Origin of the sequence: Dietzia sp. UCD-THP (genome assembly GCF_000349585.1) — a bacterium.
GTDB classification, from domain to species: domain Bacteria; phylum Actinomycetota; class Actinomycetes; order Mycobacteriales; family Mycobacteriaceae; genus Dietzia; species Dietzia natronolimnaea_A.
This window is the reverse complement of the sequence record NZ_KB714653.1, coordinates 52234-64840: the sequence shown is the minus strand read 5'-3', so window position 1 is coordinate 64840 and position 12607 is coordinate 52234. Positions and strand designations below refer to the sequence as shown.

At 71.0% G+C, this 12607-nt stretch carries 11 protein-coding genes; 6 read left to right on the top strand and 5 right to left on the bottom strand.

Annotated features, from left to right (window positions below):
- Window positions 1-16: 16 nt before the first annotated feature.
- Window positions 17-367, bottom strand: a complete 351-nt coding sequence (locus H483_RS32355) for a metallopeptidase family protein (RefSeq protein WP_017837490.1) — start codon at window positions 365-367, stop codon at window positions 17-19.
- Complete coding sequence (locus H483_RS32350; protein ID WP_238556324.1) at window positions 364-1479, bottom strand: septum formation family protein; 1116 nt, start codon at window positions 1477-1479, stop codon at window positions 364-366. The genes H483_RS32355 and H483_RS32350 overlap by 4 nt, the downstream gene beginning before the upstream one ends.
- A gap of 142 nt (window positions 1480-1621) precedes the next feature.
- Here H483_RS32350 and H483_RS32345 point away from each other — a divergent pair, with 142 nt between their 5' ends.
- Together H483_RS32345 and serS are read left to right on the top strand one after the other, a co-directional pair.
- Window positions 1622-1969 (top strand): ankyrin repeat domain-containing protein, encoded by a 348-nt coding sequence (locus H483_RS32345; RefSeq protein WP_202959120.1) that lies wholly within the window; start codon window positions 1622-1624, stop codon window positions 1967-1969.
- Between the two features lie 91 nt (window positions 1970-2060).
- The gene (serS, locus tag H483_RS32340; RefSeq protein ID WP_017837487.1) at window positions 2061-3320 is read left to right on the top strand and encodes a serine--tRNA ligase; all 1260 of its coding nucleotides are present in this window, start codon (window positions 2061-2063) and stop codon (window positions 3318-3320) included.
- Window positions 3321-3358: 38 nt separating this feature from the next.
- On the opposite strand, the gene H483_RS32335 is transcribed toward serS, so the two are convergent.
- Window positions 3359-3889, bottom strand: a complete 531-nt coding sequence (locus H483_RS32335; protein WP_017837486.1) for a PaaI family thioesterase — start codon at window positions 3887-3889, stop codon at window positions 3359-3361.
- A gap of 60 nt (window positions 3890-3949) precedes the next feature.
- Here H483_RS32335 and H483_RS32330 point away from each other — a divergent pair, with 60 nt between their 5' ends.
- Window positions 3950-4771, top strand: coding sequence for a 1-acyl-sn-glycerol-3-phosphate acyltransferase (locus tag H483_RS32330; protein ID WP_017837485.1), 822 nt, complete (start codon window positions 3950-3952; stop codon window positions 4769-4771).
- Complete coding sequence (locus H483_RS32325) at window positions 4768-5598, top strand: HAD family hydrolase (protein ID WP_017837484.1); 831 nt, start codon at window positions 4768-4770, stop codon at window positions 5596-5598. The genes H483_RS32330 and H483_RS32325 overlap by 4 nt, the downstream gene beginning before the upstream one ends.
- A 135-nt stretch (window positions 5599-5733) precedes the next feature.
- On the opposite strand, the gene H483_RS32320 is transcribed toward H483_RS32325, so the two are convergent.
- Window positions 5734-7785, bottom strand: coding sequence for an N-acetylmuramoyl-L-alanine amidase (locus H483_RS32320; protein ID WP_238556323.1), 2052 nt, complete (start codon window positions 7783-7785; stop codon window positions 5734-5736).
- Window positions 7786-8195: 410 nt separating this feature from the next.
- Here H483_RS32320 and glf point away from each other — a divergent pair, with 410 nt between their 5' ends.
- Window positions 8196-9395 (top strand): UDP-galactopyranose mutase, encoded by a 1200-nt coding sequence (glf, locus tag H483_RS32315; RefSeq protein ID WP_017837482.1) that lies wholly within the window; start codon window positions 8196-8198, stop codon window positions 9393-9395.
- 33 nt (window positions 9396-9428) lie between these two features.
- Here the strand turns inward: glf and H483_RS32310 are convergent, their stop codons facing one another.
- Entirely contained in the window at window positions 9429-10739 is a 1311-nt protein-coding gene (locus H483_RS32310) for a hypothetical protein (protein ID WP_017837481.1), read from the bottom strand.
- Between the two features lie 260 nt (window positions 10740-10999).
- On the opposite strand from H483_RS32310, the gene H483_RS32305 reads away from it, so the two are divergent.
- On the top strand, window positions 11000-12448 hold the full coding sequence (locus H483_RS32305) for a DUF5129 domain-containing protein (protein ID WP_017837480.1): 1449 nt from the start codon (window positions 11000-11002) through the stop codon (window positions 12446-12448).
- The last annotated feature ends 159 nt before the right edge of the window (window positions 12449-12607 follow it).

Here is a 12607-nt window from a genome sequence, read left to right as displayed (position 1 = left end):
CGCGGGGGAACCCGGGTCAGCCCCAGCCCAGGGCGTGGAGCGTGTGCTCTTCGATCCCGAAGTGGTGGGCGATCTCGTGGATGACCGTCACCGCCACCTCGTGGACCAACTGCTCCTCGGTGGAGCAGAACTCGCACAGTGCGCCCCGGTAGATCGTGATGGTGTCGGGGAGGAAGCCCGAGTAGGTGGTGTCGCGCTCGGTCAGCGCGACCCCCTCGTACAGACCCAGGAGGCCGGGCTCGTCCGGATGGCGGTCGGCGACGAGCACCACCACGTTGTCCATCGCCGAGAACAGCGCGTCCGGCACGGAGTCCAGGGCGTCGTCGACGAGAGCCTCGAAGCGGGACTCGGTCACGTCGATGCTCACGGCGTGCCCCCGGGGATCGGGACGGTCACGGTCCCCGGATCGGCGTCCGTCGGCGTCCCCGGGGTCCCCTGGCCGACGCCGGGCGGCGGGACCTCGGTGGTGGTGGGGGGCGCCGGGGTGGAGCCGTCGATCAGGACGCCCTGCCGAGCCGACCCCCGCAGCACCGCGAACGGCCCGGGATCGGCGGCGCGCATCAGGCCGCAGTTGACGGTGCGGCTCCCCGTGGCCCACGAGATCTGTGAGATCGGGTTGACCAGCGTGGAGATGAGGGTGGTCTGGCGCAGGGCCTCCCCGTCGCCCAGGTATGCGGCCCCGGCAGCGAGGCAGGCGTCCGCGGTGAGCTCGGACTGCGCCCTCGGCTCGGGCGGGTTCGGGTCCTCCGGGAAGAGGCCCGAGACGTCGACATCGGAGACCACCTCGATGGAGTGGTCCTCCGAACACGGCACCGGCGCACCGGGCAGGCCGTCGTCGGTGAATCCGAGGCAGGTTCCCGGGTCCCACCGCCGGTGCTGGTCCGCCTCCGCGAACACCCCTGTCGAGGTGGTCGAGCGGCCGTCGAGTTCGGCTGCGGCGACCCCGCACAACACCGAGTGGTCACCCTTGTCCCACCCCTCCTCGGACGGGGGCACGACCAACCCGGTGAACCGGCCCGCCGGGTCGACCTCCCGGCCCCCCGCGTAGCGGGTGATCATCGGCAGACACCGATCGCTGCCGATCGGGGCCAGCCTCGTGTTGTCCGGAAGCGGCGTGTTCTCACCGAACCCGGGTACCCCGGAGAGGTCGATGCGACCGGCGACCTCGAAGCGGTGGGGCTCCTCGCAGTCGACGGTGGTGAACGCCGTGACGCGCTCGGCGGCGTCGACCTGCCAGGTCAGGCACGTTCCCGGGGCCGCGTCGGCGTAGGCGGGCCCGGACAGCGTCCTCGGGTCGACCTGCGGGACGATCGCCGCGATCCGCTCCGCCGCCGCGGAGTTGGGATCTCCCATCGCCGAGGCCATGAGGCCACCGGTGATCGCCCCACCGGCCAGGATCGCGACGAGTGAGGCCATGACCGCGCCCCGGGTCCGGAGCAGTGGCCGGCCCGGGTGTGGTGATCGCGAGGAAGTGATCATCACATCCATGATGCCGCAACTTCGCCGCCCCGATAGGATTCAGGGCATGAGCGGACAGAACCGAGACGCGGCCGGCGGGCCGGACAGCGGAACCCGCGCGCCGCGCGAAGGGGTCGACCCCGAGGTCCTCGAGTTCGCACAGATGCTCTTCCAGCTCGCCCGCGACGGCGAGACCGAACGGTTGGCCGCCTACGTCGACGCGGGGGTGAGCCCGGACCTCACGAACGAACGCGGTGACGCGCTGCTCATGCTGGCCGCCTACAACGGGCACCCCGACACCGTCCGGGCCCTGCTCGCCCGCGGTGCGGATGTCGACCGCGCGAACGACCGGGGTCAGACCCCGCTCGCGGGCGCGGTGTTCAAGGGGTACGGCGAGGTGGTCCGCGTGTTGTTCGAGGGCGGGGCGGATCCCCACGGCGGCACCCCCACGGCCGTCGACACGGCCCGGATGTTCGAGAAGGACGCCTTCCTCGAGCTCTTCGGCGTCTGACCCGAGCCGTCGGCGCCGCCCCGAGGCCGGCCCGCGCGGGGTCGGGACAGCCGATCCGGGTGGGGGGGACCGGGCCGCTAGGCTGGTCGCCGTGATCGATCTCAAGCTCCTCCGCGAGAACCCCGACCTCGTCCGCGATTCCCAGCGCACCCGCGGCGAGGACCCCGCGCTGGTCGACCGTCTCCTGGCGGCCGACGAGGCCCGGCGGTCGTCGATCTCCGCCGCGGACGGGGCGCGTGCGGAGCAGAAGGCGCACGGGAAGAAGGTCGGGCAGGCCTCGCCGGAGGACCGCCCGGCCCTGTTGGAGGCTGCGGGAGCGCTCAAGCAGGCGGTCAAGGACGCCGAGGAGGCGGAGAGGTCCGCCGCGGCCGAGGTCGACCGGATCCAGCGGATGCTCTCCAACGTCGTGGAGGAGGGCACGCCCGCCGGCGGTGAGGACGACTTCGTGGAGATCGAGCGGATCGGTGAGATCCCCGCCTTCGACTTCGAGCCCAAGGACCACCTCGAGCTCGGCGAGAGCCTCGGGTTGCTGGACATGGAACGCGGCGCAAAGGTCTCCGGTGCGCGCTTCTACTTCCTCACCGGCTACGGCGCCCTCCTGCAGTTGGGCATGCTGCAGCTGGCGGCGCAGAAAGCCACCGCCAACGGCTTCACGCTGATGATCCCGCCGGTCCTGGTGCGCCCGGAGATCATGCAGGGGACCGGGTTCCTCGGTGCCCACGCCGACGAGATCTACCGGCTCGAGGCCGACGACCTCTACCTGGTGGGCACCTCCGAGGTCGCGCTCGCCGGCTACCACCAGGGCGAGATCCTGGACCTGGCGGACGGCCCCAAGCGCTACGTGGGCTGGTCCTCCTGCTTCCGGCGCGAGGCCGGCAGTCACGGCAAGGACACCCGCGGCATCATCCGCGTGCACCAGTTCGACAAGGTCGAGATGTTCTCCTGGTGCACGCCGGAGGAGGCGCACGAGGAGCACCTGCGGTTGCTGGCGTTCGAGAAGGAGATGCTGCAGGCCATGGGTCTGCCGTTCCGGGTGATCGACATCGCCGGCGGGGACCTGGGGTCGTCGGCCGCCCGGAAATACGACTGTGAGGCGTGGGTCCCGACCCAGGGTGCCTACCGGGAGCTCACCTCCACGTCCAACTGCACGACTTTCCAGGCCCGACGACTGGGAGTGCGCTACCGGGACGGCAGCGGCAAGCCGCAGACGGCGGCCACCCTCAACGGCACGCTGGCCACCACGCGGTGGCTCGTGGCGATCCTCGAGAACCACCAGCAGGCGGACGGCTCCGTCGTCGTGCCCGAGGCGCTGCGTCCGTTCGTCGGCAAGGACGTGCTCGAACCCCGGTAGCTGTGGTGGCGGGGCGTCGGCCCCGCCGCCGGTGAGGGTCAGGGGCGGAAGAGCATCATGACGCCGCTCGCGCTGGCGCAGGTCCGACCGTCGGTGTCGAGGACCTTGGCCTGCCCGACGCACGTGGATCGACCCACGTGTTCGACCTCGGCGTGGATCGTCGCCGGGGTCTTCTCCAGCCGGAGCGCCCGGATGTACCGGACGGTCAGGTCGAGCGTGCTGTAGCCCACGCCCTCGTCGACGACCGTCGCCGTGGCGTACCCGAGGGCGGAGTCGACCCACCCCGAGACGATCCCGCCGTGCACCGTCCCCCCGTTGTTCAGGGCCCACTCCCCGGGGGTCGCGGTCAGGGTGACCACCCGTTCGGCGACCGACGAGAGCGCGAGACCGAGAGTGTGCGAGCCGGGGGAGAGGTGGTGCTCCCCGTCGACGATCCTCTGCAGGACCTCCAGGCCCGCATGGGGGCTGCGGTCGGAGGCGCCGGGCAGCGGCGGCCAGGAGTAGTGGCGACTGTGTGCCGCCGTGTCGATCTCGTCGAAGGGCGCGTCGAAGGCCTCGTCGTCATCCACGGCGTCGAACCTACCGGCAGGCGATCACGCCGTTCGGGACGGGCCGCTACGCTGGGGCCCGTGGAGCTGCTCTATACGGGGATCATCGGGTTCGCCCGGGCACTGTTCAAGGTCCAGGGACTGGACATCACCATGCGCGGCGAGCGCAACTTCCCCGAGGTCGGCGGGGCCGTGGTGGTGATGAACCACACCGGGTACCTCGACTTTGTCTACGGCGGCATCCCGGCGCGCGTGCACAAGCGGTTCATCCGCTACATGGCCAAGGTCGAGGTGTTCGACCACAAGGTGTCCGGGCCGATCATGCGGGAGCTCAAGCACATCCCGGTGGACCGCACCGCCGGTAAGGCGTCGTTCGACGAGGCGGTGGACCGGCTCAAGGCCGGTGAGCTGGTGGGAGTGTTCCCCGAGGCCACCATCAGCCGCAGCTTCGAGGTCAAGGGCTTCAAGTCGGGTGCGGTGCGGATGGCGCTCGCCGCCGACGTGCCGATCATCACCGTGACCCTGTGGGGTTCGCAGCGGGTGTGGACCAAGGGCCTGCCCAAGAAGCTGGTGCGTCCGAAGGTGCCGATCATGATGGAGGTCGGCGAGCCGATGCCGGCCTACGAGCCGGTGGAGGAGTGCACCGAGGAGCTGCGCTCGCGGATACAGGCCACCCTCGAGCGGCTGCAGGATGAGTACGCACAGCGTTACGGCCCGTACCCGGCCGGTGCGAACTGGGTCCCGGCCCGCCTCGGTGGTTCGGCCCCGACCCTGGAGGAGGCCACCGCCCTCGACGAGGCCGAGCACGCCGAGCGGATGCGTCGGCGGGCGGAGAAGATCGTGGATCCGGCCGCTGACGAATCCGACGCCCCGGAGGGTCCGGCGGGCCCGGACGCTCCGTGACCCGGTCCAGACCCCTGCTCGTCGCCACCGATGTCGACGGGACCCTGCTCGGGACCGATGAGCTCATCCCGGAGGCCAACCGGGCGGTCGTGGCGGACCTCGTCGCGGACGGCGCGACGTTCGTGCTGGCGACCGGGCGCCCCCCGAGGTGGCTGGATCAGGTCGTGGACCAGTTGCCCGTGGCGCCGCTCGCGGTCTGTGCGAACGGCGCGGTGATCATGGACACCGACTCCGGCGAGTTCCTGGCCACCCGGCTGCTCGAACCGGACGTTCTCGCCGCGATCGACGAGGTACTGCGCCGGAGGCTCCCGCACAGCGGTATCGCGGCCGAACGGCTGGGCACCGACGCGGCGGACGCCGACTTCGTTGCCAGCCCGGACTACGAGCACGCCTGGATCCACCCCGCACACCTGCAGGTGGGGCACACAGAGGTGCTCTCTGAACCCGTTCTGAAACTGTTGGCCCGGGTTCCGGGCATGCCCAGCGCCGACATGCTGGCCGCGCTCCGGGGTGAGGTCGACCATCTGGCGGACGTCACCTACTCCACGACCGACGGATTGATCGAGTTCGCGGCCCGCGGGGTGACCAAGGCCAGCGGTCTGAGCCAGATCGCGGCCACCACCGCGGCGTCGACAGCGGCGTCGTCCGCGGTCCCGGTGACGGTCGCCTTCGGCGACATGCCGAACGACCTGGAGATGCTGCGGTGGGCGGACCACGGGGTGGCGATGGGGAACGCGATTCCGTCGGTGCACGCCGCCGCCGACGAGATCACCCTGACCAACGACGAGGCGGGGTTGGCGCACGTGCTGCGCCGCTGGTGGGTTTAGGCGGAGAAGGCTGCACGGACCGGTCCCCACCACTTCCCCGGTGTGCCCGCCGCCCGTCAACGCCGGGCGGCGGGCACACCTGGTGGGACCCGGTCCGTGAGTCGTGCCGGCCGACGCCTCGGCGTCGGCCGGAGATCAGGGGTTGGGCTCGACCGTGAGCTCCTCGGTGGACGGGTCGAAGACCAGCGTGCCGCCCTCGAATCGCTGCGCGATGGTGCCGTCCTCGCGGTCGGACTCGCTCGAGACCGGCAGGCCCAGCGGTCCGCGCTCGAAGCCCTGGGAGGCCCAGGCGTCGCCGATCACGCCCCACACCGGATGGGTACCGGTCTCGGGGGACGAGTAGAGCGCCCCGTTCTCGTGCTTCACCAGCGAGACGTTGCCGAACCGCTGGACACCGGACAGGACCTTGCCGAGCGGGCCGGAGAACTGCGAGGCGAGCCTGGCGAAGTCGCCGCCGAGGAGATCGCCGACGGAGCCGAGGTCGCCGCCGACGGCGTTCTGCACCGAGCCGGCGTCGAACGGGATGTCGGCCAGGGTCTTGCCGCCGGTGAGGAGGCGGGTCAGCTCGGCGGCGTCCAGGCGACCGCCGGACAGCACGGTCCGGAGCGCGGAGGTGACCGCGTCCTGGACACTGCCCTGCGTGAGTCCGGGGATCGTCGTGCCGCCGGTGCCCGGTCGGGGGGTGGTGCCCGGGTTGGTGACCGGGGGAGTGGGGTTGGTGGGCGCGGGCGTTCCGCCGCCGCTCTGGGCATAGGCGGCCGCGATGTCGCGGATCTGGCCCATCTTGGCGTAGCCGGCGTTGCCGGGACACGAGGTGTTGCCGACGTCGCGGTGGGCGAAGATGTTGGGCAGCCGGACCGCGGCACCCGCCGGGTACCTGGTGTACGAGGTGCCCTCGGAGTAGTGGGTGTCGGAGCCCTTGGGGTTGACCCCGGCGACCGACAGGCGCCAGCCGATGATCTCGCCCATCTTGCGCACCGTGGCATCGGACGGCGCGACGGTGGAGTAGTCGCCCATCATCGAGATGCCCCAGGTGTTGCCGTTGAAGCCGCCGGCGTGCGCGCCCTGGACGTTGCGGTTGAGGCCGCCGTGGCGCCCCTCGAAGGCCTGCCCGTACTTGTCGACCAGCACGTTGTACCCGACGTCGCACCAGCCGAGGTTGCGCGCGTGGTAGGTGTAGATGCCCCGCACGACCCCGGCCGACGCCTCGCGGGTGTAGTTGTTGCTGCCGGCGGTGTGGTGGACCACGGCGGCGGCGAGGCTGTTGTCGTAGGTGGCGTTGCGGCACCGGATGGACTCGTCGGCGCCCCAGCCGGCGCGGCTGATGATCGCCGGCTGCCTGGCCGCGATGTCCCCGCTCGCGCCGGTTCCACCCTGGGCGGCGATGTCCCCGTAGGAATCGGGTTCGGGGGTCGGTGTGTCGTCGGGCGAGATCAGCACCGCGGTGACCGAGTCGGCCGTCAGGTCGCTGGACTCCGCGACGGGCTTGATGTCCGCGTAGCGCGTCGGGACCGGGGGGGAGGTGTCGGTGGCGGGCCGCGCCGGGGCGGGTTCGGCCGACCGGGTTGCCGCGATGTCGTCCTGGGCCGGGACCTCCTCGATCTCTGAGCTCCGGGTCTCTGAGCTCTGGGTCTCGGCGTCCTCGGTTCCGGTGGCGTCCGACTCGGCGCTCTCCGGCGCGTCGGCCAGCGAGGTGTCCGCTATGTCGACTCCGGAGACCTTGATCTGGACCGTGGTGGTGTCCACCCCGAGGAAGACCGGTTCGGTGCCTCCGCTGCCGGTGGCGCTCTCACCCTCGTCGTCGACGGATTCGGCCTCGTACCAGGGGCCCCACGACCCGTCCGGGTTCTTGGCGCGCAGGGCCGCGACGGCCTCCGGGTTGTAGCCCTTCCACGTGACGCCGACCATCGAGAACGGGGTCTCGGAGGTGACCTCCTTGACCGGGGCCGAACCCACCGCGATGTCGGTGTCCACGCCTGCCGCGGCGGGCGCGTCGGACAGAGCGACCTCGGCGGTCCCGGTCGGGACGGCCGAACCGGCGGTGGTGGCGATGTCGTCTCCGGACTCGGCCAGGTGGTCCGCGCCGTAGACGGCGAGGGGCGTGACGACGGACGCCGCGACCGCCACCGCGAGGGCGAGGGTCCTGCGTCGACCGCTGACGTACAGGGGGCGGCGTCGTGTGCTCAAGGGCTTCTCCAGATCAGGTCTGTGTCCCGCGGATCCCGCTGCGGAACACTTCTCCCCGGTGGCCGCAACGCGAGCGACCACTGGGACGAATGTGACGAACGTGGTCAATGGTAACCAAGAAGCGCGTGAAACCAAGTGGTAAGAATGTGAATTCTGGGGTCACATTCGTGTAGTTTCGAACCGATGTACGACTGCGCGGCCGCCCGGTGTGGGGACTGAGCAGGGGCACCGCTAACGGGCGATGCACTCGTCGTCGTCGGCTGGTGTGGCACCGGTCCCCTCGTCCCGTCCGCCCGATACCCTTGTGCCCGGACCCGCGCCGACCGGCGCGTGGACAAGCGGGGACAAGCGGGGACCCGGGCACACCGTGCCCGCACCCCCGCCAGGGGACAACGGGAAGGTTCGACGTGATGGCAGGCGATCGGCAGTGGGGGACCTATGACCTCATCGTGGTGGGGTCCGGATTCTTCGGCCTGACGGTCGCCGAGCGGGCGGCGACCGAGCTCGGTAAGCGCGTGCTGGTGCTCGACCGGCGGCACCACATCGGCGGCAACGCCTACTCCGAGCCCGAGCCGGAGACCGGCATCGAGATCCACAAGTACGGCGCGCACCTGTTCCACACCTCCAACGAGCGGGTGTGGGAGTACGTCAACCGCTTCACCGACTTCACCGGCTACCAGCACCGCGTGTTCGCCATGCACAAGGGCACGGCCTACCAGTTCCCCATGGGCCTGGGCCTGATCAACCAGTTCTTCGGCCGCTACTACTCGCCCGACGAGGCCCGCGCGCTCATCGCCGAACAGGCCGCCGAGTTCTCGGCCGAGGACGCCGCGAACTTCGAGGAGAAGGCCATCTCCCTGATCGGCCGCCCGCTCTACGAGGCGTTCATCAAGGACTACACCGCCAAGCAGTGGCAGACCGATCCCAAGAACCTACCCGCCGGCAACATCACCCGCCTGCCCGTGCGGTACACGTTCGACAACCGCTACTTCAACGACACCTACGAGGGCCTGCCCGTCGACGGCTACACCGCGTGGCTCGAGAACATGGCCGCCGACGAGAAGATCGACGTGGTCCTGGACACCGACTGGTTCGACGTCCGCGAGGCCGTCCGCGCCGCCAGTCCTGACGCGCCCGTGGTCTACACCGGGCCGCTGGACCGGTACTTCGACTACGCCGAGGGCGAGCTGGGCTGGCGCACCCTGGACTTCGAGACGGAGGTCCTGCCGACCGGCGACTTCCAGGGCACCCCGGTGATGAACTACAACGACGCGGAGTACGACTACACGCGCATCCACGAGTTCCGGCACTTCCACCCCGAGCGCACCACCTACCCGACGGACAAGACCGTCATCATGCGCGAGTTCAGCCGGTTCGCCGAGCGATCCGACGAGCCGTACTACCCGATCAACGAGTCGACCGACCGCGAGAAGCTCGCCCTGTACCGCGAGCGCGCCAAGGCTGAGACCGCCGCCGCCAATGTGCTGTTCGGCGGACGTCTGGGCACCTATCAGTACCTCGACATGCACATGGCGATCGCCTCGGCGCTGACGATGTTCGACAACACGCTGGCGCCGCACCTGCGGGATGGGACGCCGCTCGCCGGCTGAGGCCCGGCTGGCCTGGCCGTGGCGGGTCGGCCCTCAGGCGGCGGGTCCGACGGGTAGGTGCCGCACGACGTCCTCGCGCTGCGCCGCGTGCACCAGCGCCGGCTTGGCCTCCCCGAGGTGTTCGAGCACCGGGGTTACCGAGGACCAGAAGCGGCTCAGCGAGCTCAGCCCCTCGTTCTCCGCGCGGGCCTGGGCGCGCTCGGCCCGGGTGTCGTCGGGGCGGGTCGGGTGGTGGGTGGCGCGCTTGCCCTCGATACGGTCGTCCTTGCGCTGAGAGATTACGTAACCGAGCGCGAACGCGACACTCCGCGGCATCCGGCCGGACAGCAGGACGTCGGCCTCGGGGTAGTCGTCGAGCACCTGCTCGACCGCACCGGAGAGCTCCTCGACCAATCGGGCGAACGCGCGCCGGTCGATCTGCCGACCGCTCGCGCCCGGGTACAGCCGGCCGGCGGGGAGAGTCCATGGCCGGAGGGTCTCCACTCCGTCGGTGGTGGCGGTGGGCCCCACGACGACGACGAGGTCCGCCGCCTCCCGCAGTGGATGCTGCGCGTCGACGTCGGAGACGGCTCCGCCCCCGTCGAGCTGGAGCGAGAGCCACACGCGACCCACAGCGGTCCGGTCCGCGGGCGCGGCGGTCGAGTGCGCGGTTGCCGGGAGTCCGGGGCGGAGCGTGACCATGGACAGCTCGGAGTCCGGTCGGCTCCGTCGCGACAGCCACCGACGCTCGGCCCACATGTCGTCGCCGTCGTCGAAGTACACCGTCCGCACCCCCGTGTCCCCTCCGGGCAACCGGCGCCTGCGGGCCTCGGTGGGCAGCTCCGCGAGGTGCGTGCGCTCGCGCAGGAGGGTGTCGTATCCCACGGCCAGTGCGGCGGGGAACGCCAGGTTAGGTGCCAGGACATAGCCTGTCGCGTCGTCGTCGTCGTTCATCGCCCTCTCGAGCTCATCCGACACGTGGTCCACGGCCCGTCGCAGGTCCACCACGTGGCCGTCGGTGCCGAACCAGCCGGTCGCGGAACGGAAGTCCAGGCTCCGGGCGTTGGCCACGTCCACCGCGGCGCGCATACGGTCCGCGCTCTCGGCGGGGAGCAGTCGTAGGTAGTACAGGGTGCCGTTGTGGGCGATCATCCAGGCGCGGACCGCCATCGCCGTGATGAGCACCGCCAGGGTTCCGACGAACCAGCCGAGGCGGGAGGGGGAGGTGCACTCCTGCGACCACAGGTCCGGCACCGCCGAGATGGTGCAGGCCGCATCGCGGGTGATGAGATCCTCCGCGACCAGTCCGCCGAACGCCGTGGTCATGGCGACCGTGATCGCGATGAGCGTTTCCAGGATAAACACCGGACGAGGCTAGCGGGGCCCGCCACGCGTTCATGACCGGCCCGCCTACGACCCGCCTCGAGCCCGCCGCCAGCGTGCCGTGCGGGCGGGCCTGCGAGAGAGCGCCTGCTCGGCTCGACCACAGCCGCTCCCGTGCCTGAACTCCCGCGCGCGCAGGGGGCCGGCCGGCGACCATCGGCGGAGGCGGGAAGGTGAGCGGGTGCCTCGCGGAACCGGCGAGAGGTGCGACGACGACGACGCGCCGCACCTAGAGTGAACTCATGACCCGATCGGTGTCCCGCCGTCTCCGTCTCCTGCTCGCGGTGCTGTCCGGTGCCGCGGCCCTGCTGCTGATGCTGCTCCCGCTCGCCCCGGCCGGAGCCCAGGCACCCGCTCCTGCGCCTGCCCAGGCCCCCGCCCCCGCGGAAGATGCGACGATCGACGTCGGCATCACGGACATGGCCGGCGTGCTCTCGCCCGGGGACCAGGAGCTGCTCCGCGCCGAGACCGAGCGCATCGCGTTCCCGCCGCAGGTGCAGCGCGTGGAGTACATGGTCTTCGACGACGGCAACGACAACCTCAACGACACCACCGAGCGCTTCGCCCAGTCCGAGCGACCGGATCTGGTGTCGGAGGACCGGGAGAAATGGGCGCCCGGAACGCTGATCGTCGCCAACGACACCGAATCGCGGAAGGTCGGCATCTACTGCGGCGACGACGTCTGCGCGGCGCTCGACATCTTCGAGGGCCGACACCTCGACGGTTCGCTGGAGGCGATGAAGGACCCGATGCGCCGCGACAATCACACTGTCGGCCTGCTCGCGGGCGCGCAGGCGGCAGCGGATCCGACGGTGTTGGCACCGGAGTCTGAAGGCATGCCGTCCTGGCTGCCGTGGGCCCTCGGCGGCGCGGGGGTCGTGGGCGCCGGTGCGATCGGTGCGGGCGTCGCGGCGAGCCGCAAGAAGAAGGCGACGACGGCGAGGGAGCGCTATGACCGGGTCTCCCGCGAGTACGGGCGGGTCGCGGGCGAACTGACGGGGCTGGACATCCGCGCCAACTCCCTCTCCTCCCCGCTGGCCGACGACGAACTGCGGTCCCAGTGGGCGGACGTGCGGGACCGCTTCCTGGCGCTGGACACCGTCATGGGACGGATCGGTGACCTGCGGCCGGAGTCGACCGACGCCGAGTTCCGCGAGAAGTCCGACGACATCGAGACCGCGCACACCACGGTCGATCAGATGGAGACGGCCGAGAAGAACATCGACCAGCTCTTCCGTATGGAACAGGGCGACGCGGACGTGCGCCGCCGCCAGCTCGGTGAGCTCCACGAGGACATGCTCGCCGCCGCGCTGGGGACGAAGGACGAGCGTCTGGCCGCCGAGGCCAAGGCTCTCGACGCGCGCGCGAACGAGCTCTCGCGGGACACGCAGGCGCCCGACTTCATGGATCGCTACGCGCGACTGGTGGTGGACTACCGGCTCGTGGTCGAGGCCATCCGGGCCCGGGAAATGTCCGATGTCGAGGCGGCGGACGACGCGAATGACCGCCACGCGCCGAGACTGTACGAGCGCGACTGGCGCGCGGGCTACGGCTACAACGGCTTCGTGCCGTTCTACGTGGTCTCGAGCTGGCACGCCCACGACGTGCAGGCGGCCCAGGCGGCGAGTTCCACCAACACGAGCTACTCCAACGCCTCGTTCTCCGGCGGCGGCGGGTCGAGCGGCTACTGACCCGGCGTCGTCCGATGCCCTCACCGGGGTGCGCGTCCGCTATGCCCGGTTTCCGTCGGGATGCGCGTGCGGATAGGACCAAAGGGCCCGCGCAAGGCGGACGGGTGGCGGGTGGCGAGCGGCGAGCGGGCTGACTGGACCGAAGCGCCCGCATAGGTC